General features: G+C 70.8%; 19 protein-coding genes. 11 read left to right on the forward strand and 8 right to left on the reverse strand.

Features of this window, described 5'->3' with window-relative positions:
- Positions 1-33: 33 nt before the first annotated feature.
- The 3 genes from ACBR40_RS09010 to ACBR40_RS09020 are packed head-to-tail and all read right to left on the reverse strand — an operon-like array spanning position 34 to position 3089.
- On the reverse strand, positions 34-1203 hold the full coding sequence (locus ACBR40_RS09010) for a substrate-binding domain-containing protein (RefSeq protein WP_371248283.1): 1170 nt from the start codon (positions 1201-1203) through the stop codon (positions 34-36).
- A gap of 44 nt (positions 1204-1247) precedes the next feature.
- Positions 1248-2288 carry an ABC transporter permease gene (locus ACBR40_RS09015; protein WP_371248284.1) on the reverse strand — a complete coding sequence of 347 codons (1041 nt, stop codon included), beginning with the start codon at positions 2286-2288 and terminating at the stop codon, positions 1248-1250.
- A gap of 45 nt (positions 2289-2333) precedes the next feature.
- Entirely contained in the window at positions 2334-3089 is a 756-nt protein-coding gene (locus ACBR40_RS09020) for an SDR family NAD(P)-dependent oxidoreductase (protein ID WP_371248285.1), read from the reverse strand.
- 142 nt (positions 3090-3231) lie between these two features.
- Between ACBR40_RS09020 and ACBR40_RS09025 the strand changes: the two genes are divergently transcribed.
- The 7 genes from ACBR40_RS09025 to ACBR40_RS09055 all read left to right on the forward strand — a co-directional run bounded on the left by ACBR40_RS09025 (position 3232) and on the right by ACBR40_RS09055 (position 10640).
- The gene (locus tag ACBR40_RS09025; protein WP_344207249.1) at positions 3232-4095 is read left to right on the forward strand and encodes a carbon-nitrogen hydrolase family protein; all 864 of its coding nucleotides are present in this window, start codon (positions 3232-3234) and stop codon (positions 4093-4095) included.
- Positions 4096-4135: 40 nt separating this feature from the next.
- Positions 4136-5110 carry a cyclase family protein gene (locus ACBR40_RS09030; protein WP_344207248.1) on the forward strand — a complete coding sequence of 325 codons (975 nt, stop codon included), beginning with the start codon at positions 4136-4138 and terminating at the stop codon, positions 5108-5110.
- A gap of 48 nt (positions 5111-5158) precedes the next feature.
- Entirely contained in the window at positions 5159-6853 is a 1695-nt protein-coding gene (locus ACBR40_RS09035; protein ID WP_371248286.1) for a dihydroxy-acid dehydratase, read from the forward strand.
- A gap of 139 nt (positions 6854-6992) precedes the next feature.
- On the forward strand, positions 6993-7703 hold the full coding sequence (locus tag ACBR40_RS09040) for a GntR family transcriptional regulator (RefSeq protein WP_344207246.1): 711 nt from the start codon (positions 6993-6995) through the stop codon (positions 7701-7703).
- Between the two features lie 119 nt (positions 7704-7822).
- Positions 7823-8032, forward strand: coding sequence for a ferredoxin (locus tag ACBR40_RS09045; protein ID WP_371248287.1), 210 nt, complete (start codon positions 7823-7825; stop codon positions 8030-8032).
- The gene (locus ACBR40_RS09050; RefSeq protein ID WP_371248288.1) at positions 8022-9392 is read left to right on the forward strand and encodes an NAD(P)/FAD-dependent oxidoreductase; all 1371 of its coding nucleotides are present in this window, start codon (positions 8022-8024) and stop codon (positions 9390-9392) included. Before ACBR40_RS09045 ends, ACBR40_RS09050 begins: the two co-directional genes overlap by 11 nt.
- A 33-nt stretch (positions 9393-9425) precedes the next feature.
- Positions 9426-10640: a cytochrome P450 gene (locus tag ACBR40_RS09055; RefSeq protein WP_371248289.1), complete on the forward strand. Its 1215-nt coding sequence runs from the start codon at positions 9426-9428 to the stop codon at positions 10638-10640.
- 12 nt (positions 10641-10652) lie between these two features.
- Here the strand turns inward: ACBR40_RS09055 and ACBR40_RS09060 are convergent, their stop codons facing one another.
- Positions 10653-11339 carry a helix-turn-helix transcriptional regulator gene (locus ACBR40_RS09060; protein ID WP_371248290.1) on the reverse strand — a complete coding sequence of 229 codons (687 nt, stop codon included), beginning with the start codon at positions 11337-11339 and terminating at the stop codon, positions 10653-10655.
- A 112-nt stretch (positions 11340-11451) separates the two neighbouring features.
- Here ACBR40_RS09060 and folE point away from each other — a divergent pair, with 112 nt between their 5' ends.
- Positions 11452-12078 (forward strand): GTP cyclohydrolase I FolE, encoded by a 627-nt coding sequence (gene folE, locus ACBR40_RS09065; protein WP_344207241.1) that lies wholly within the window; start codon positions 11452-11454, stop codon positions 12076-12078.
- Positions 12079-12132: 54 nt separating this feature from the next.
- On the forward strand, positions 12133-13359 hold the full coding sequence (locus ACBR40_RS09070) for an NAD(P)/FAD-dependent oxidoreductase (RefSeq protein ID WP_371248291.1): 1227 nt from the start codon (positions 12133-12135) through the stop codon (positions 13357-13359).
- 70 nt (positions 13360-13429) lie between these two features.
- Here the strand turns inward: ACBR40_RS09070 and ACBR40_RS09075 are convergent, their stop codons facing one another.
- Positions 13430-13747 carry a hypothetical protein gene (locus ACBR40_RS09075; RefSeq protein WP_344207239.1) on the reverse strand — a complete coding sequence of 106 codons (318 nt, stop codon included), beginning with the start codon at positions 13745-13747 and terminating at the stop codon, positions 13430-13432.
- A gap of 323 nt (positions 13748-14070) precedes the next feature.
- Positions 14071-14547, reverse strand: a complete 477-nt coding sequence (locus tag ACBR40_RS09080; RefSeq protein WP_371248292.1) for a DUF6326 family protein — start codon at positions 14545-14547, stop codon at positions 14071-14073.
- 546 nt (positions 14548-15093) lie between these two features.
- Between ACBR40_RS09080 and ACBR40_RS09085 the strand changes: the two genes are divergently transcribed.
- Both ACBR40_RS09085 and ACBR40_RS09090 read left to right on the forward strand, forming a co-directional pair.
- Positions 15094-15708 (forward strand): TetR/AcrR family transcriptional regulator C-terminal domain-containing protein, encoded by a 615-nt coding sequence (locus ACBR40_RS09085; RefSeq protein WP_371248293.1) that lies wholly within the window; start codon positions 15094-15096, stop codon positions 15706-15708.
- Positions 15709-16195: 487 nt separating this feature from the next.
- Positions 16196-17485 (forward strand): serine hydrolase domain-containing protein, encoded by a 1290-nt coding sequence (locus ACBR40_RS09090; protein ID WP_371248294.1) that lies wholly within the window; start codon positions 16196-16198, stop codon positions 17483-17485.
- A gap of 66 nt (positions 17486-17551) precedes the next feature.
- Here ACBR40_RS09090 and ACBR40_RS09095 read toward each other — a convergent pair whose 3' ends face one another.
- Positions 17552-18406: a hypothetical protein gene (locus ACBR40_RS09095; protein WP_371248295.1), complete on the reverse strand. Its 855-nt coding sequence runs from the start codon at positions 18404-18406 to the stop codon at positions 17552-17554.
- Complete coding sequence (locus ACBR40_RS09100; protein ID WP_371248296.1) at positions 18403-19431, reverse strand: NADP-dependent oxidoreductase; 1029 nt, start codon at positions 19429-19431, stop codon at positions 18403-18405. Before ACBR40_RS09100 ends, ACBR40_RS09095 begins: the two co-directional genes overlap by 4 nt.
- Between the last annotated feature and the right edge of the window lie 21 nt (positions 19432-19452).

The raw sequence follows: 19452 nt of genomic DNA on the forward strand, positions 1-19452 counted from the left end.
CCGGGCGCGGGCCCGGCGGAAGGCGACAAGTGATCAGCTGTAGGCCTGCTTGAGCTGCTCCGGCGTGAGCTCGGAGGACAGGACGGCGCTGGCGGGAAGGTCGGTGTCACACTTCGGGAGCTTGTTCTCGTCGAGCGTGTTCTCGAAGATCGGGATGTTGATGATCTCCGGCTCGTCGTTCTTGATCCCCTGGTGCGCGGCGACGGCCTTGCGCAGCGCGAGACGGATGATCCAGGTACGCGCCGACACGGTCACGGTCTGGAAGGTCGGGTTCTTGTCCGCGTTCTCCTTCCAGGCGCACGCGAACCCGTTGTTGTCGTTGGCGGTCCACTTCGGCAGCGGCCGGCCGGCCTGGAGGAAGGCGCGGATGCCGCCCAGGGACGCGTCGCCCGAGTCGGTGATCACGCCGTCGATGGTCGGGTACTTGGTGAGCAGCCCGGCCACGACCTTCTGCATCTGGGCGGGGTTCCAGTTGGTGTCGATCGGCTTGCCCGGCTCGTTCAGCAGCTTGACCTTCGCGCAGGCGGCGTTCTCCTTGAGCTCCTTCTCGATGCCGACCATCTCGGTGAGGCTCTGCGTGTTGCCCGGCGTGCCGCCGAGGAAGACGACGTTGCCGCCCTTGTCGCCGAGCGCCTCGCACATCCAGCGGGTCCAGGTCACGCCGTCGTTGACCGTGTTGTGGCCGACGAACGCGGTGTAGTCCGCGCCCGGCTTGCCGCCGGGGTTCGCCGTCCACGGCACCACCTGCACGCCGGCCTTGTACGCCTCACGCAGCGTCGGCAGCAGCGCCTCGCCGGCGTCGGGGAAGACCACGAGGGCTTCGACGCCCTGGGCCACCAGGGCCTTGATGTCACTGATCGCCTTCTGCGGGTTGTTCTGGCCGTCGGCGTAGGGCAGCACGGTGATGTTGGGGCACTTGGCGGCCTCGTCCTCGAACTCGGCGCGGGCGGTCTTGCGGAAGGCGTTGTCGCCGGTGCCGTCGGCGAGCGCGACCTTGACCGGCTTGGTGCCGCAGAAGTCGGACATGGGACGGAGCTGGGAGACGTCTCCGATCTTGGCCGCGTTGTCGTAGACGGCCTCGACGCCGCCCTCGGCGGCGTTGTTCGAGGCGCCCGGCCCACCGGCGCAGGCCGTCACGCCGAGGGCGAGGGCCAGGACGGCGGCCGAGCCGCGGGCCCGGAATCGGGCTCTGGTCGAGGTCATGGGGCTCTCCTGTCTGGGGGACACATGTGGGGGGACCTGGTCGGTCAGCGCGACGGCAGTGCGGGGTCGGGGGTGCGGGTCGTCAGCCGGGCGCGGACGGCGCTCCACGGCACGCCGCGGGCCACCACGCTCAGCGCGAGTACGACCGCCTGGACGAGGAGCTGGGTCGCGGTGGACGCGCCTGCGGCGAGGACCACCTGGTCCAGCTGGGTGAGGAAGAGCGCGGCGACGGCGGTGGCGGCCAGGTTGGTGATGCCGCCGGACAGCAGGCTTCCGCCGAGGACGACGGCCGCGATGGTGGGGAGCAGGTAGGTGTTGCCGAGCAGGATGTCCGGCGTCCGCAGGTAGCCGGCGAGCAGGACTCCGGCCAGCGAGTAGCAGATGCCCGCCGCGACGTACGCGCCCATCTCGTACGAGCCGGTGGGCAGGCCGAGCAGCCGCGCCGCGGGCCGTCCGGCGCCGACGGCGATGAAGCGCCGGCCGAGCACCGTGTGGCGGATGATCCAGTGCGCGAGCCCGACCACGACGACCGCGACCAGCAGCAGGTTGGGGACGCCCGCCACCGATCCGACGGCGAACGCGCTCAGCGCGGCGCCGGCCGAGGCGGGGAAGCCGCTGGAGACCTGCAGGACCACGCCGATGAGGATGGAGTTGACGGCCAGGGACGCCACGAACGCCGCGATGGACAATCGGACCACGGCGAAGCCGATGATCAGCCCGCCCAGCGCGCCCACGACCAGCGCGAGCCCGACGGCCGCCCAGACCGGGACTCCCGACGCGGCCGGGAGTTTCGTGGCGAGCACCGCGGCCAGCGCCATCCCGCCGGGCACCGACAGGTCGATGCCGCCGTGGGCGACGACGAGGGTCTGCCCGAGCGCGGCGATCGCCATCACCGCCGCGAACGGCAGCATGGACAGCACCGCGGATCCGGACAGGCTGCCGGGCGAGATGAGCGGGCTGGCGGCGAAGAGCAGCAGCGTGATCAGCCAGATGGAGGAGAAGCGACCGGCTCTGAGGCGACGCAGATCGATCAGTCCGCCAGGTCCGGCGCGCTTGGCCGGCGGCGAGGTCGTACGCCGAGACATTTACGAGTACCTCCGTGGAAATCCGCAGGGACCGCGGGTCCGTGCTCAGATGGCGGTGTAGCCGCCGTCTACGGCCACGTCCGCGCCGGTCATGAAGCTGGCGGCGGAGCTCAGCAGGAAGGTGACCACCTTGGCCACCTCGTGGGGGTCCGCCAGGCGGGCGATCGGGTGACCGGCGATGAGCCGCTGCCGGGCGGAGTCGGGATCGGGCTGGGATCCGAGGTAGGTGGCCAGCTGCTCGGTGGCGACCGATCCGGGGCTGACCGCGTTGCACCGGATCCCCGCGGCGGCGTAGTCGACGGCGATCTGTCGGGACAGCTGCAGCACCGCTCCCTTGGAGGCGCAGTAGGCGGGCTGGCCGGGCAGGCCGACCGTGCCGGAGATCGAGGAGAGGTTGACGATCGATCCGGGCGTCCCCTGGGCGAGCATCGCGGCTACCGCCTGCCTGCACAGCAGGAAGGTGCCGGTCGCGTTGACCGTCATGACCCGGTTCCAGTCCTCAAGGGTGGTGTCGACCAGGGGTTTCGCCACGATCGTGGCGGCGCAGTTGACCAGGCCGTCGAGGCGGCCCCACCGGTCGGTGGCCAGCTTGACGGCGTCGGCGACCGCATCCTCGTCGGTGACGTCCAGCCCGTGTGCCAGGGCGTCGTGCCCGCTGGAACGGAGTTCGGCGGCGAGCCGTTCCACGTGTTCGACGCGTTGATCCGTCAGGAGGACGGACGTGCCGGCCGCCGCGCACTCGCGCGCCGTCGCGGCGCCGATGCCGCCTCCGGCACCGCTGACGATCACTACTTCTGGCACGACTCTGCCTCTCTCCTGCGGAATGTCCGATTAGTCGGGTCACCATTGCATGCAGCGTGCAGCATGTCAACGACTTGACGTGCTGCATGCTGCATGCCACTCTGCCGGGTACTCACCCACCACCGGACCGAGGGATGGCACGTTGACCGGCTCACCTACCGCAAGCGGCATCCAGGTCGGGGTCGCGCAGATCAGCGTCGACCGGGCGGACGTGGCCGCCAACGTCGAACGGGTCATCGAGACCCTGCGGGCCGGCGCGGCGAGCGGGCATCAGCTCGTGGTCTTCCCCGAGTGCGTGCTCACCGGCTACCTGTTCGGCTCCCGCGCCGAGACGCGCGCCGCCGCGATCAGCGCCGCCGACCCCAGGATCGCCCGCATCGTGCGGGCCTGCGCGGAGAACGCCGTCCACGCGGTGGTGGGCCTGCTGGAGGAGGCGGACGGGCGGGTCCACAACTCGGCCCTGGTGCTCGGACCCTCCGGGATCATCGGCCGCTACCGCAAGCAGCACCTGCCCTACCTCGGCGCGGACCGGTTCGTCGACCCGGGCGCCGACGCCGCGCCCCGGGTGGCCGACACCCCCTTCGGCCGGGTCGGCGTGATGATCTGCTTCGACCTGCGCTTCCCCGAATCGGCCCGCGAGCTCGCGCTCCAGGGCGCCGACCTCATCGCGATGCCCACCAACTGGCCGATGGGGTCGGACCTGCTCGCCGACCACATGACGCGGGTGCGCGCGCTGGAGAACCTCGTCTATCTCGCGGTCGCCGACCGCGCCGACGCCGAGGCCGGCACCCGCTTCATGGGCAGGAGCCAGATCATCTCCCCCTCCGGGGAGGTGCTGGCCGACGCGGGCCAGGACGAGGGGCTGTTCGGGGCGTCGATCGACGTCCGGGTCGCCCGGACGAAGCGGCTGATCAAGAAGCCGGGCGAGTTCGAGCTGCCCGTGTTCTCCGGGCGCCGTCCCGAGATGTACGGCGAGCTCACCCGCCCGATGGCCACGGGTCAGTGACCGGCCAGTAATCGGATCGAACAGGAAGGCCGACATCACCATGTGTGGACCAGCGCTCATCAGCGAGGCGACCAGGGACAGGATCGCGGCGTACTGCGCGGAGTTCCGCCAGGTCACCCGCAGCCCTTTCGGTCCCGACGACGAGATCGGGATGCTCAACCTCATCACTCCCGAGGCGTCGCGTGAGGTGCTGAGCAGGGCGGACGGCGGCAGCGTCATCGACCTGTCGGTGGACTACTTCGTCGGCATGCCCTCGTGGACGAAGGCCGGCGACCCGAACTTCCAGCAGTGGATGACGCACACCCCCGCCGGCACGGTCCTCGACGACATCACCGGCGTGGGCCGCGAGCAGAACGAGCTGGTCTCCTACTCGGGCGACGCGATCTCGATGTACACCCACTGCGGGACGCACATCGACACCCTGAACCACTTCGGGTACAACGGGAAGATCTGGAACGGGTTCTCCGCCGAGGAGCACATCAGCTCCCGGCACTGGACCAAGTGCGGCGCGGACAAGATCCCGCCGATCATCGCCCGCGGCGTGCTGTTCGACATCGCCGCCCTGTACGACACCGACATCCTGCCCGACAACCACGGGATCGGCGCGGACGACCTGCGCGAGGCCATGCGGCGGCAGAACGTCGAGTTCCGGCCGGGTGACGTGGCGCTGGTCCGTACCGGCCGGATGCGCGCCTGGCCCGCGATCGACGCCTACATCGACAACAGCCCCGGACTGAACCTGGAAGGGGCCGAGTTCCTCGCCCGGATGGGCGCGTCCGTCATCGGCGGGGACACCCTCGCCCTGGAGCAGATGCCCGGCGCGGACGAGGAGAACTGGCAGGTCGTCCACACCTATCTTCTGGGGGAGGCGGGCGTCCCCATCATGGAGGTGGTCGACTGCGAGCAGATCTCGGCCGAACGGCTCTACGAGTTCGCCTTCGTCGCGGCCGCCATGAAACTGCGCGGCGCCACCGGCGCCCCGATGCGCCCGCTCGCGATGCCGCTGCGCCCGTGATCCTTCCGGCCTTCTTCTTCCCCACCAGCCAGACCCCCGGAGGTCCCCATGCCCGCCCGACCGACTGAGTCGGCCATCGACCGGAGCCGTACGTCCTACGGCGACGACGGTTTCAGCACCTACCTGCGGCGTGCTTTCCTGGCCTCCAGCGGGTACGACGACGAGGCGCTGGACCGGCCGATCGTCGGCATCGCGGTGACCAAGTCCGACTACAACACCTGCCACCGCGACATGCCGGCGCTGCTCGACGCCGTCAGACGCGGCGTCCTGGAGGCCGGCGGCCTGCCCATGGACTTCCCGACCATCTCTCTCGGGGAGATCCTGACGTCCCCGACGACGATGCTGTTCCGCAACCTGCTCGCGATGGACACCGAGGAGATGATCCGCGCCCTGCCGATGGACGCCGCGGTCCTCCTCGGCGGCTGCGACAAGACGGTGCCGGCCCAGCTCATGGCCGCCGCCTCCTCCGACAAGCCGGTCCTGCTCGAAGTGGTCGGGCCGATGATGACCGGCAGCTGGCGGGGCGAGCGCCTCGGCGCCTGCACCGACTGCCGGCGCTTCTGGGGCAGGCACCGCGGCGGCGAGCTCGACGGGTCCGAGATCACCAGCGTCCGCAACGAGCTCGTCTCGACCGCGGGCACGTGCGCGGTCATGGGCACCGCGTCCACCATGGCCTGCCTCACCGAGACCCTCGGCATGATGCTGCCCGGCGGCGCCACCCCTCCTGCCGCCACCGGCGCCCGCCTGCGGCACGGCGCCGCGACCGGCCGCCGCGCCGTCGAGCTGGCCCGATCGGGCGGCCCCCTCCCCCGCGAGATCCTCACCCCGGCCGCGTTCCGCAACGCCGTCCGGGTGCTTTCCGCGATGAGCGGATCGACGAACGCGCTGGTCCACCTGATCGCCGTCGCGCGGCGGGCCGGAGTGGACCTCACGCTCAAGGACTTCGACGTGATCGGCGCCGACGTGCCGTTCCTGGTCGACTGCAAGCCCGCCGGATCGGGATATCTGGAGGACTTCCACCGGTCGGGCGGACTGCCGGCCCTGCTCAAGGTCCTCGAACCGCTGCTCGAACGGGAAACCGTCGGCGTCTCAGGGAAGCCGCTCGGCGCACTGATCGACGAGAGCCCCGCGCGCGAGGACTGGCAGACGACGATCCGCCCGCTTGAGGACCCGCTCGGCGCGGCGGGCAGCCTCGCGGTGCTCCAGGGCACGCTCGCTCCGAGGGGCGCCGTCATCAAGTCGGCGGCCGCGAGCCCCCACCTGATGAACCACACCGGACCGGCCCTCGTCATCGACTCGGCGCAGGACGCCCAGCGGATCCTGGACGACCCGGATCTGGACGTCACCCCGGACCACGTCCTGGTGCTGCGCAACGCGGGGCCGATCGCGGCGGGCATGCCCGAGGCGGGCGCCCTGCCCATCCCCGCCAAGCTGGCCCAGGCCGGCATCAGGGACATGGTGCGGGTCTCCGACGCGCGGATGAGCGGCACCTCGTACGGCACCGTGGTGCTGCACTGCGATCCGGAGAGCGCCGCAGGAGGGCCGATCGCGCTCGTCCGCGACGGCGACCTCATCAGGCTGGACGTCGCGGCGCGGCGGCTCGACCTCCTCGTGGACGAGGAGGAGCTGGAGCGCCGTCGCGCGGACTTCGTCCCGCCCGAGCTGCCCGCGCGGGGGTGGCGGAGGTTGTACGCGCAGACGGTGCTGCCGGCCAGCGAGGGCGCGGACCTGTCGTTCCTCTGATCGGCGGCCCTCTGGCAGGCGGCCCTCTGACCGGGGGCATTGCATGCCACATGCCGCATCTTCCTACTGAGTGATATCGTCTCGGCCGACCAAGGCGTTCTGGCGCTGCGCGGACCGACTGACCGGGAGCCAAGTCCATATGGAGCAGATCTCGACGGACCAGACGTCGCTGGCGGCCCAGACCTTCGAGGCGGTCCGCCGGGCCATCGTCACGGGTGAGCTGGCGCCTGGCTCGCTGCACTCCGTCGTGGAGATCGCCGCCCAGCTGGGGGTCTCGCGGACGCCCGTCCGTGAGGCCCTGCTGCAGCTCGCCACGCACGGCGTGGTCAGGTTCGAGCGGAGCCGGGGGGTGCGGATCCTCAAGATAGACACGCGCGACATCGAGGAGATCTACACGCTGCGCTACCTGCTCGAAGTCCCCTCGGCGTACCGCGCCGCGACCATGATGACCGAGGCCCAGATGGCGCCGTTCTCCAAGGCGCTCGAACGGATGCGGCAGGCCTGCGAGAGCGGCGACGAGCGGCTGTTCCAGGAGGAGGACGTGGCCTTCCACGAGATGATCCTGGAGGCCGCGGGCAACACGCGGGTGACCCAGTCGGTCGCGACGATGCGGGCGCAGATGGCCGCGCGCGGCCTGTCCACGACGAAGACGCGGACCCTGTGGGACATCTGGCGGGTTCACGAGCGCATCCTTGAGCGCATCCAGGCCCGGGACGACCAAGGCGCGGCCCAGGCCATGCGCGATCACCTCCTTGAGACGACGCGGCTGCTGCTGACCCAGTCGACCGGCGACCCGGAGGCCGGCGCCCGCTTCGCCCCGCCCGTGCTCCCCGTCTTCACCGACGACTGAGGTCGCCGACGGTCCGCCCTGCCGGCCGTCGGGCATTGCCGAGTCCTCACCGCACCGCCGATTTCTCTTTGCCGTCGCCCCGGGCAGGAACGAAGGGAGGCGACGGAGGGAGCGGTGGGATGCAGATCGTCGTGGACCTCACCCGCTGCCAGGGCTACGCGCAATGCGTGTTCCTCGCACCAGAGGTGTTCCACCTGCACGGGGAAGAGGCGCTGCTGTACGACCCGGCCGTCCCCGAGGGCCAGGTCGCGCGGGTGCGCGAGGCCGCGGCGGCGTGCCCGGTCCAGGCCATCCTCCTCGGCGAGGAGGTGGGCTCAGGTGGCCGGTGATCCGCGCGAGGGCCGCATCGTCGTGGTCGGCGCGTCGCTGGCGGGGCTGCGAGCCGCGGAGACGCTGCGCGAACAGGGCTTCACCGGCTCGCTGACCGTGGTGGGTGACGAGCCGCATCCGCCCTACGACCGGCCGCCGCTGTCGAAACAGGTGCTGCTCGGTCAGGCGGCGGCGGACACGACGGGCCTGCCGATGCGGCGCGACCCGGACGCCGAATGGCTGCTCGGGGTGCCGACCACCGGCCTGGATCCGCTCCGGAAGCGGGTGCTGCTGGCCGACGGCGAACGGCTCGATTACGACCGGTTGCTGATCGCGACCGGGACCCGGGCACGACCCTGGCCCAACCCGGACGAAGCGGCCCTGGACGGGGTGTTCACCTTGCGCACCTGCGACGACGCGGGGCGGCTGGCCGAGCGGCTGGCGGCCGGGCCGCGGCGGGTGCTGGTGATCGGCGGCGGCTTCACCGGTTCGGAGATCGCCTCGGCCTGCCGCGAACGGGGACTGGAGGTGACGGTCACCGAACGCGGCCCGGCGCCTCTGGTGGGGGCGCTCGGCGGCACGCTGTCGAAGCTCGCCGCCGGGGTGCAGCGTGCCCACGGCGTGGACCTGCGCTGCGGGGTCACGGTGACCGCCCTGCGCGGGGACGGGAAGGGCCGGTTCGTCGGGGCTGAACTGTCCGACGGGGGCCGGGTCGACGCGGACGTGTGCGTCGTGGCGCTGGGGGCGGTCCGCAACGTCGAGTGGCTGGCGGACGCCGGGCTGGCGGCGGGTCCGCGCGGGGTGGCCTGCGACGCCGGGTGCCGGGCTTTCGACATGTACGGGATCGTCACCGATGACGTCTTCGTCGCCGGTGACGTCTCCCGTTTTCCGCATCCGCTGTTCGAGTACCAGTTGCTCTCGCTGGAGCACTGGGGCAACGCGGTGGCGCAGGCCGAGGTGGCGGCCCACAACATGATCAGTCCGGGGCCGCTGCGGCGTCCCCATCTGTCGCTGCCGGCGTTCTGGTCGAGTCAGTTCGGGCTCAACATCAAGTCGGTGGGCGTGCCCACGTTCTCCGACCAGATCGTGCTCGCGCAGGGGTCTCTGGACGAGCGCCGCCTGGCCGTGGTGTACGGCTACCGGGGCCGGGTGACCGCCGCGGTCACCGTCAACATGGCCAAGTCGCTCGAGTACTACCAGCACCTGATCGAGACGGCCGCTCCGTTCCCGCCGGGGCCTGGCGCGGCGGACCGGCCGCTCGCCGCGGAGCTGACGCTTCCCTCCGACGTGCCGGACCCGAAGAGGCTGTCGCACGGCCCGACGGTCGCGCTCACCGGTCATCTGCCGGACCGGCGGCTGACCTTGGTGCGGCATGCCTGATCGTTCCGTTCGTCCACGAGGAGCCGAGACACCATGACCGCCGACACCCTGCTGGAACGGATCACGGACTACGCCAGCCGCCCCGACCCTTACCCTCTGTACGCCGAGCTGCGCGAGGCCGGTCCCGTGGTGCGGCAGGCGGACGGCAGCCATCTGGTCGGCACCTACCACGAGGTCAACGCCCTGCTCCACGATCCGCGGGTGAGCGTCGATCCCCGTAAGGGCCTGGGCCATGACCCGGATCCGCCGGAGCGGGAGCAGCTCCCCTTTCTCGTCCTCGACGACCCCGCGCACCACCGGCTGCGGACGCTCGCCATGCGGCCGTTCGGACCGCCGCACAGCCCCGGCCGGGTCGACGCCATGCGCGGTCAGATCGCCGAGCTCACCGGGGAACTGGTCGACGGGCTCCGCGACCGGGCGGAGATCGACCTCGTCGACGACTTCGCCTACCCTCTGCCGGTCACGGTCATCTGCCGGCTGCTCGGCGTCCCGCGCGAGGACGAACCGCTGTTCCGGCGGTGGTCCGACCTCATCGTCGCCTCTGCCGACGTCCAGCCGGGCGAGGAGGCCGCGGAGCGGGTTCGTACGGGCCGGCAGGCGCGGATGGAGATGGGCCGCTACCTGGTGGATCTCGCCGAGCAGCGGCGCGGGGGCTCCGGCGACGACCTGCTGTCCGCCTTCGTCAACGAGCCGGACCCGGCCCTGCGGCTGACCCGGGAGGAGCTCGCGGAGACCGCCGTCCTGCTGCTCATCGCCGGTCACGAGACCACGGTCAACCTGATCACCAACGGGGTTCTGACGCTGCTGCGCCATCCTGACCAGCTCGACCGGCTGCGCAGGGACCCTGGTCTGCTGCCCGGCGCGGTGGAGGAGCTGCTGCGCTACGAGCCTCCGGTCCATCTGCGCAGGCGCGTCCCCCTCGTCGACCTCGACATCGCCGGCTCCGTCGTGCCCAGAGGCGAGCCGCTGATCCTCGTGATCGCTTCGGGCAACCGCGACCCCAGGCGCTTCCGCGACCCGGACCGGTTCGACCCCGCCAGGGAGGACAACCAGCATCTCGGCTTCGGCGGCGGCATCCATCTCTGTTACGGCGCGCCGCTGGCCCGGATCGAGGCCCAGGCCGCGCTGAGCGCGCTGATCCCCCATCTCGGGGCCGTCACCCTGGTGGAGGACCCGCCGCCCTACCGGCGCAACGCGATGCTGCGCGGCCCCCGGCACCTGCCCCTGCGGGTGCGGCAGCCGGCCTGACGGTGATCCGGTTCAGCCGGTCGGGTGGAGGCGGACGCAGCAGTGCTCGGGCGTGGGCTCCAGGCGGGCGGTGACGTCGGTCGCGGCCAGCCCTTCGAGCAGGCCGGTCAGCAGGCACAGGTTCATGCCGCAGACCATCGCGGTGTGCTGCCGGGCCAGGCTGTGGAAGGGGCAGTTGACCAGGGCGATGGTGTCGCCGGTCGCGCGCGGCTCGTAGCCGAGGGCCTCCAGGGCCTGCACGAGCCCGGTACGGGTGCCGCGCGCCGGAGCGTCGCGGCCGAGGTCGTGGCCCAGCTCGCGGGCGCGGCGGTCGAGCACGTCACGCGGCGGCTCCCCCGAGGCCTGGGCCTCCTGGAGGGCGTCGGCGAGCAGGCGGGCGGCCAGCTCGTAGTGCCGGTCCGGCAGGGAGACGGCGATCTGCCCGGGCGCGCGGCGGTAGAGCTTGGAGGGACGGCCGGCGCCGGGGCCGGTGCGGCCGGTGCGGCGCTGGTAGACGGCTTCGAGCAGCCCTTCGGCCACCAGTTTGTCGAGGTGGAAGGAGACGGTGTTGCGCGGCGTCTGCACGGCGTCGGCGGCCTGGTCGCGGCTCACCGGAGCGGGCTGCCGCACCACGAACTCGTACAGGCGGCGCCGGGTCGGCTCGTCCAGCGCCGCGATGGCGGAGATGCGTGCCTGCCATGCGCCGTTGATCTCGCCCATTCTAAAACCCACTTCTGTTGACTAAATCGCCGATCCTCTTCTAATGTTAACGAAAGTCGTCGATAGAAGAAGGGGATGGCGTGATGCGGGACGCGTACGACGGGCGGGCGGCATGAGCGAGACCCTCACGGCTCCCGACCAGCCCGACCAGCAGCAGCGGCGCCTGCGGGTGGTCCGCGGCGGCGCCGGCGTGGACGTCGAGGCCGCGCAGCGGGCGGTGGCCGACCTGCTGACCGCGCTGGGCCGGGACGCCGAGTCCGAGCACCTGGCCGACACGCCCAGGCGGGTCGCGCACGCGTACGCCGAGCTGCTGGCGCCGCGCGAGTTCAACCTGACGACCTTCCCCAACGAGGAGGGGTACGACGAGCTCGTGCTGGCCCGCGACATCCCGGTGCAGTCGTTGTGCGAGCACCATCTGCTGCCGTTCCAGGGCGTGGCGCACGTGGGCTACCTGCCCGGTGACCGCATCCTGGGACTGTCGAAGCTGGCCCGTGTCGTCGAGCTGTTCGCCCGCGACCTGCAGGTGCAGGAGCGGCTGACCAAGCAGGTGGCCGACTGGCTGCAGCAGCACCTGGAGCCCAAGGGGGTCGGCGTGGTGATCGAGGCCGAGCACCTGTGCATGTCGATGCGCGGCGTACGCGTGCGCGGGTCACGTACGGTGACCTCCGCCCTGCAGGGGCTGCTGCGCGAGGACGCGCGCTCCCGGCAGGAGTTCTTCGCGCTGTCCGGGGTCCACTGAGCCGGGCCTCTCCAACACCCACGCGTTGCCGAACGAACAGACAGGAGATCGACGATGCCGGCCACTTTTGTGATCGCCGGAGGTGGACTCGCCGCGGCCAAGGCCGCCGAGGCCCTGCGCGCGGAGGGCTTCGACGGCGCGATCGTCCTCGCCGGACGCGAGCCGCACCTGCCCTACGAGCGGCCCCCGCTGTCGAAGGGCTACCTGCAGGGCGGCGACGAACGACAGAAGATCTTCGTGCACGACGCGGACTGGTACCGCGACCACGCCGTGGACCTGCGCACCGGAGTGTCGGTCACGGGCATCGACCCGGCCGCCCACCAGGTGACGCTCTCCGGCGGCGAACGCCTCCGCTACGACAAGCTCCTGCTGGCCACCGGCGCCACCCCACGCCGCCTCACCGTGCCCGGCCACGACCGCGGGAACGTGCTGTACCTGCGTACCGTGGACGACTGCGACCGGCTGCGCGCCACGCTCTCCGCCGCCGGGCGCATCGCCGTCGTCGGCGCGGGCTGGATCGGCCTGGAGACCGCCGCCGCGGCCCGCGCGGCCGGCGTCGAGGTCACCGTGATCGAGCAGGAGCGGCAGCCGCTGCTCGGCGCCCTCGGCCCCGAGATCGGCGCCGTCTTCGCGGCCCTGCACCGCGAGCACGGGGTCGACCTGCGGCTCGGCGCCCGCCTCGCCGAGATCACCGAGACCGGCGTACGCCTGGCCGACGGCACCCACCTCGAAGCGGACGCCGTGGTGGCCGGCATCGGCGCCGTCCCCGACACCGAACTGGCCGCCGCCGCGGGCCTGACGATCGACAACGGCATCAAGACCACCGCCGACCTGCGCACCAGCGACCCCGACATCTTCGCCGCCGGCGACGTCGCCAACGCCTACCACCCCCGTCTGGGCCGGCACGTCCGCGTCGAGCACTGGGCCAACGCCCTCAACCAGCCCGCCGTCGCCGCCCGCGCCATGCTCGGCCGCGAGGCCGTCTACGACGAGCCGCCCTACTTCTACACCGACCAGTACGACCTGGGCATGGAGTACCTCGGCCACGTCCCGCCCGGCGTTCCCCACGATGTCGTCATCCGTGGGGATGTGGCCACGCGGGAGTTCCTCGCCTTCTGGCTGCGCGACGACGACACGGTGCTCGCGGCGATGAACGTCAACATCTGGGACCAGGGCGACCAGCTCAAGGCCCTCGTCCTGGCCGGCTCTCCGGTGGACCGGAGCGCGCTGGCCGATCCCGCGGTGCCGCTGGACCGGCTGCACCGACCACGAGCGCGCTGAGAAGGAAAGCCGCCGGCCCGACCGGCGATCGACCCGCAATTACACCGCGACCGAATGAGCTTGCGGCGGCTCAGAGATTCTGATATCCGACCGAGATCGGCCACGAGGTGCCACTGCATTTAGCATTTGATTTAACGGAATTGGCAACCCAGGGGCCGTACACCGTGGTGTAGGCGCCACTGCTGGCCTGGCAGAAGAGCACGACCCGCGTCTGAGTCACTCCGGTGCCGCTGCACAAGGCCCAGCCGGTGCCGCCGGGAGTGCCGATCTGGGCGTCGGTGCTGCAGGTCGCCGCCTGAGCGGGCGCAGCCGGTGACAGGAGAGTCGTCGCGGCGGCGATCCCCGCCGCCGCGGCCGCCGAAACGGCGAACTTCTTGATGCGGCCCATCAGCTACCTCCTTCGGTGTCGATCTTCCGGCTTGATCGTAACCACAGCTTTCATGGATATCCATAGGGAATGACCCGCGTTTTTGAGCGGCTATTTTACGGGCCGACCGCAAGACAGTGGCTTATGGTCCGGAAAAAGAAATGGCACGCGAATAACCCGGATCCTGTTCCATCGTGCTGCCGTCTGGCCACCTTCCACGTCGGTGGTCCGGCGCTGGGCCCGATAGAGCGTGACAAGATCACATCCGTCCGCGACTGAGCTGGTCACGGTCGGCCCGGTGTCCGCGGCGGCGGGCTTCATGCCGTAGAGCCTTACACGGATACCTACTGTCGAGGGTCGGTCGTCGCGGGGCCGGCTGGGGCGGCGGGGGTTCGAGGCCATGTCCAGGAGGAGCGCAGGATGAAGGCCAGGAGCAGCACCTCGATTCCGATGGAGAGGCCGTAGAAGGGGGCCCAGTCCCAGGACTCCCCTACCGCGTTGAACACCGAGTAGGGGATGTAGAGCGATGCGACGACGAGGTTCGTGGCGCGGTTCACCCGGGCGGGCAGCGTCATGGAGAGCATCACCATCAGGGCCGGGATCGCCACGGACGCGAGCATGACGGTCAGCCACGTCGCGCTGATGTCGAACTCAAAGACGACGCCAGCCAGGATGTTGCCGACGGTGCCGGGCTTGTAAAGGTGGAAGTAGTCGACGTAGATGTAGAGGAACATGAAGCTGGTCCATGCGGCGGCGAGCTTGACCTGCACGGGGACCGGCGGGGTGTCGAGCAGGTTCGGGGTTTTCGTCCGGATGGTCATCGGTTCTTCTTTCGAGAGGAGCGGTCCGTCCGCCGGAGTGGCGGCAGGTTGGGGCGTACCTACGCACCCGACGTGCCCGTGACCAGCATCGTCTGGCCCGGTTGAACGTTCGCGATACTGGCGCGTCCACGACCGACAGGTTGGCGGGCGCGGACAAGAGGTTGTCCGCCGGGACGTGGACGGACTCCGCGAGCGTTCCAGCGGTGCTCTGGCCGAACACCTCGTCGCCGGGGGCGGAGAGCGGTGACATCCTTCCCGGCCGCTGCCGCCGTGCCAGCGGGGTCCCTGCCGGCGATGCCGTGGCGTGGCCCGGCACCAGGCGTGCTCCGGCATTCGGTCCCTGTTCGACTCCCACAGAAACCTCCTCACGTCCCAGCTACGACTCTTTTCGTACACCGTACGTCGTACGCCGTACTACGCTCGTACGATGTACGATGACCTCACGTTGAACGCTTGTCAAGCCGTTCGAGGGAGCGAGGAGACCCGTTGTCCGCAAGGGAACGACGCCAGGTCGCGTCAGATGCGGGGCTGAGCAAGAAGCGGGTGGTGGCCGAGGCGGTCCGGCTCGCCGACCGCGAGGGGGTCGGCGAGCTGAGCATGCGCCGGCTGGCTGCCTCGCTCGGCGCGGGCGCGATGTCGCTCTACTACTACGTGGCGAGTAAGGAGGAGCTGCTGGACGCCATGATCGACGTCGTGTTCGAGGAGATCGAGCTCCCACCTGAAGAGACCGACTGGCAGTCAGCGATGCGACGTCGGGCGATATCCGCCCGACAGGTTCTCGCACGCCACCCGTGGGCGATCGGCCTGATGGAGTCGCGGACATCGCCGGGGCCCGCGAACCTCCGCCACCGCGAAGCGGTCACCGCCTGCCTGCGGAAGGCTGGCTTCCCGGTCTTGATGGCGACGCACGCCAACTGGTTGCTCGACAGCTATGTGTACGGTTTCGCCCTGCAGGAAGCCAGCCTGCCGTTCGGCACCGCCGATGAGCTCGCGGACATGACCGAGGACGTCTTCCTGCCCCAGCTTCCTCCTGACGAGTTCCCCTACCTCAACGAGTCCGCCGCAGTGCTCGCCGCTGCCGGCTACGACCCTGCGGAGGAGTTCACCTTCGGCCTCGACCTCGTCCTAGCCGCCCTCGAGGCCCTGAGAGTGCCTACGTGAGCCTCCATCCGTGATGTCGTTATGTGATCGTGTGGATTTGTAGTGTCACCGCCAGTCTGCGGATCCAGTTGTGCTGGACACCCCAAGCGTCCACGACCGGCCGGGACGTCCCTGAGAAGGTGCCGGGACGCAACCCCGCCGACAAAGGCTTCGTGCCCCAGCCAAAACGATGGGTCGTCGAGCAGACCTACGGAGTCTTGATGTTCCACCGGCGCCTGATCCGCGTCTACGCGGAGAAGCAGGTGCGGCGTCCGGCGGGTCGAGGAACCGGCGTAAGGGACCACTACTTCTCACGATGTAGTCGCGGCGGAGTCCTGCTCCCCCGGTGCCAGGCAGAGGTGTCTTCCGAGGCAGGACGACCTCTGACCTGATCGCGGGCCACGATGTCCGGCATGTACGCGATCCGACTCCACCCCGGCCGGGGACGGTCCTCCCACCGTCACGGGCGGCCGAGTGGGGCCGGGGCGCGGAAAGCACGCTCGCTTTCATGGACGACGAAAGGACGAACGGCGTGAAGATGCAACTGATGGCATGGGCCGGCGCGGCCGTGCTGGGGGTCGGCGCGGGCACGGTGACCGCGGTGCCCGCCTCCGGCCAGACGGCACTCGTGCCGGCCGACGCCACGAGCTCGACGGCCGGCGTCGAGCCCGCGCGGCTGAAGTCCGCCCTGGACGACGTCCACCGCGCGGGCATGCCCGGTCTGTTCGCCGAGGTGCGCGCCGACGGGCAGGTGTGGCGCGGCGCCTCCGGGGTCGCCGATCTGAAGACCGGCCGTCCCGTCGCGCCCGGCATGCTGCATCGCGTCGGCAGCCTCGCCAAGACGTTCGTCGCCGCCGCGGTCCTGCAGCAGGTCGAGAAGGGGCGGGTCGAGCTCGACGCGCCCATCGGCCGCTATCTGCCGCGCCTGGTTCCTGGCGAACGCGGCAAGAAGATCACGGTGCGGATGCTGCTCAACCACACCAGCGGCATATCCGAGTACCTCGGCCTCGCGTTTCCGTCCCTCCAGAAATTCCCCTCTCTGCCGGACATGTCGCCCAAGAGCCTGGACGACAACCGGTTCAGGCGGTTCACCCCGCGCGAGCTGATCGAGATGGGACTCAAAGCCCCCGCCGTCGGCACGCCCGGAGCCTCGCCAGGGGTGTACGCCAACACCAACTACCTGATCCTCGGCGAACTCCTGGAGAAGGTGACCGGCACCACCGCCGAGCAGTACATCACCCGCAACGTCATCGAACGCGCCGGCCTGCGGCACACCATGTTCCCGACGGGACCGCGGATCAAGGGACCGCATTCACGGATGTACGAGGCGTTCTTCGGCCTGATCGACCCGCCGCGCGACTACAGCGTCTACGACATGTCCTGGACGGGGGTCGGGGCCTCGCTGGTGTCGACCGTGGGGGACCTCAACCGCTTCTTCGGCGAGCTGCTCGCCGGCAGGATCGTCAAGCCGTCGTCGCTGGCCCAGATGCAGCGTACCGGCCCGGTCATCAGCCAGTCCGGGCAGAAGATCTCCTACGGTCTCGGCCTCCACGTTCTCGAGATTCCGGGTTGCGGCACCTTCTGGGGCAACGACGGGACGGTCTGGGGCGCCCAGACGGAGACCTGGATCCGCGCCGACGGCAGGCGTGGGATCTCCGTCGCGATGAACCTCGTACGGTGGAACAAGATGGATTCTTCGGGCACGCCGCAGCGCCACCCCATCGACGACGCGCTGTCGGCCCTGAAGCGGCAGGCGCTGTGCGGCGACGCGGACGCCCCTGCCGAAAACGCCTCATAGGACTCGCCCGACGCCGCCGCCGAGTGGGTGTACCGGGACAGCGGAACCGCCCACCTCCCGCCTGGGCTACGGGGCCGGCATCGGGTTTGTCCTCCACTGGTCGAGGTGGGCTTCGATGAACTCGCGTATCGGCGTGGGCTCGCGTCCGGTGATCTGCCGCACGGCCGCCGAGAGTTCGCCGAAGCCGCCGTGTCGGACCCGCTGGTAGAGGTCGTCGAGGATGTCCGCCGTCCAGGGGTCGAGGCCGTGGAGGGTCTCCCGCGGGGGCGGGTCCTCGGCGCGGATCTGGTGGCCCAGGCACACGGAGAGCTCCCGCGCGACGGACGCGACCGGAACCGCCTCCGGGCCGGTGATCGTGTACGCCCGGCCGTGGTGATCCTCCGGCGCGTCGAGTGCGGCCACGGCGACGTCGGCGATGTCGCGTACGTCCACCCACGCGATCGGAGCACCACCCGAGGGCAGGCTCAGGACGTGGTCGTCCCGTATGGCGTCGCGGTAGAACCGCGGGTCGGTCAGGACCTGGTGGAACCAGGACGGGCGGAGCAGTGTCCAGGAAGCGGCCCGAGAGACGACCGCGTCCTCGACCCGGCGCGTCCCATGGTCCGGCGAGAGGGTTTCGGCCCCCTGCTCCGACAGCAGCACGACATGCGCGTCCGGATTCACCTCGACCAGGCCGGCGACGAGTTCGGGAGCGGCGGGAAGGTCGGGGCGCATCAGGTAGATCGCGTCCGCGCCGGCGGCCGCCTCGCGCCAGGTCGCCCGGTCGTGCCAGTCGAACCGGACCCCATCGGTCCCGGTCGCCGGCGCCCCGACGGGCTGCGACGACCCGGCGCGGACGAGGACCCCGGAGCGGCGCAGCCGGGCGGCCACCTCGCGTCCTGTCTTGCCCCGGGCTCCGGTCACCAGCACCGTGCGGGTCATGCCTGCTCCTCGAGCCGGACGACGGCCTTGCCGACCGTGGCCGCCCCGCTGTGCAGCAGGCCCAGCAGGGCTTCGGGCACCCGCTCGATGCCGTCCAGCACCGTCTGCCGGTGGACGATCTCGCCCGAGCGCACCCAGGCGCCCACCTCGGCGTGGAAGGCGGGCATCTGGTCCTGGTGGTCGGTGACGAGGAATCCGCGCGCGGTCGCCCGCTTGGTGACCAGCTCGTACAGGTTCCGCACGCCGTACGGCTCCCGGCCGTCGTACTGGCTGGCCATCCCGCACAGGGCCAGCCGGGCGCCGATCCCGAGGTGGCCGATCGCGGCCTCCAGCTGGGCGCCGCCGACGTTGTCGAACACCACGTCGATGCCGTCCGGCGCGGCCTGTGCGAGGTGCTCACCGGCCGGCCCGTCGTGGTAGTCGAAGGCGGTGTCGAAACCGAGGTCGCCCACCAGGTGACGTACCTTGGCGGCTGATCCCGCGCTGCCGATCACCCGCTTGGCCCCGCGCAGCCTGGCGAGCTGACCGGCGATGCTCCCGACCGCTCCGGCCGCTCCCGTGACGAACACCGTGTCGCCGGGTCGTACCGACGCCACCTGGGTGATGCCCAGCCACGCCGTCAGGCCCGTCACACCGAGCACCCCGAGGAAGACCTCGGCGGGCAGCTCGCCGGTGTCGAGCGGGACGATCCCGGCCGCGTCGATCACGGTGGCCTCGCGCAGGCCCAGGAAGTGCTCGACCACCTGGCCCGGCTTGACGCCGTCGGCGCGGGACTCGGCGACCACGCCGACCGCTGCGCCCTCCAGCGGCGCGTTCAGCGGGAACGGAGGGATGTAGGACGGACGGTCGTCCATCCGGCCACGCATGTACGGGTCCACCGACAGGTGTGTGTTGTAGATCAGGACCTGGCCGGGCCGCAACTCCGGGATCGGGGCTTCGACCAGCGCGAAGTCGTCGGCTGACGCCTGCGCCTGCGGCCGTCGGGTCAGGTGCCACTCTCGTGCTCGTCCTTTGCTGGTGACCATCGTCGGGACACTCCTTCGCCA

Origin of the sequence: Nonomuraea sp. AD125B, assembly GCF_041402765.1 — a bacterium.
GTDB lineage: Bacteria > Actinomycetota > Actinomycetes > Streptosporangiales > Streptosporangiaceae > Nonomuraea > Nonomuraea bangladeshensis.

What these genes read in the sequence shown, in the direction of transcription:
- ACBR40_RS09010 (WP_371248283.1), bottom strand. Translation starts at nt 1,203, where the DNA reads ATGACCTCGACCAGAGCCCGATTCCGGGCCCGCGGCTCGGCCGCCGTC.
- ACBR40_RS09015 (WP_371248284.1), bottom strand. Translation starts at nt 2,288, where the DNA reads ATGTCTCGGCGTACGACCTCGCCGCCGGCCAAGCGCGCCGGACCTGGC.
- ACBR40_RS09030 (WP_344207248.1), top strand. Translation starts at nt 4,136, where the DNA reads ATGTGTGGACCAGCGCTCATCAGCGAGGCGACCAGGGACAGGATCGCG.
- ACBR40_RS09035 (WP_371248286.1), top strand. Translation starts at nt 5,159, where the DNA reads ATGCCCGCCCGACCGACTGAGTCGGCCATCGACCGGAGCCGTACGTCC.
- ACBR40_RS09040 (WP_344207246.1), top strand. Translation starts at nt 6,993, where the DNA reads ATGGAGCAGATCTCGACGGACCAGACGTCGCTGGCGGCCCAGACCTTC.
- ACBR40_RS09045 (WP_371248287.1), top strand. Translation starts at nt 7,823, where the DNA reads ATGCAGATCGTCGTGGACCTCACCCGCTGCCAGGGCTACGCGCAATGC.
- ACBR40_RS09055 (WP_371248289.1), top strand. Translation starts at nt 9,426, where the DNA reads ATGACCGCCGACACCCTGCTGGAACGGATCACGGACTACGCCAGCCGC.
- ACBR40_RS09060 (WP_371248290.1), bottom strand. Translation starts at nt 11,339, where the DNA reads ATGGGCGAGATCAACGGCGCATGGCAGGCACGCATCTCCGCCATCGCG.
- folE (WP_344207241.1), top strand. Translation starts at nt 11,452, where the DNA reads ATGAGCGAGACCCTCACGGCTCCCGACCAGCCCGACCAGCAGCAGCGG.
- ACBR40_RS09070 (WP_371248291.1), top strand. Translation starts at nt 12,133, where the DNA reads ATGCCGGCCACTTTTGTGATCGCCGGAGGTGGACTCGCCGCGGCCAAG.
- ACBR40_RS09075 (WP_344207239.1), bottom strand. Translation starts at nt 13,747, where the DNA reads ATGGGCCGCATCAAGAAGTTCGCCGTTTCGGCGGCCGCGGCGGCGGGG.
- ACBR40_RS09080 (WP_371248292.1), bottom strand. Translation starts at nt 14,547, where the DNA reads ATGACCATCCGGACGAAAACCCCGAACCTGCTCGACACCCCGCCGGTC.
- ACBR40_RS09090 (WP_371248294.1), top strand. Translation starts at nt 16,196, where the DNA reads ATGGACGACGAAAGGACGAACGGCGTGAAGATGCAACTGATGGCATGG.
- ACBR40_RS09095 (WP_371248295.1), bottom strand. Translation starts at nt 18,406, where the DNA reads ATGACCCGCACGGTGCTGGTGACCGGAGCCCGGGGCAAGACAGGACGC.
- ACBR40_RS09100 (WP_371248296.1), bottom strand. Translation starts at nt 19,431, where the DNA reads ATGGTCACCAGCAAAGGACGAGCACGAGAGTGGCACCTGACCCGACGG.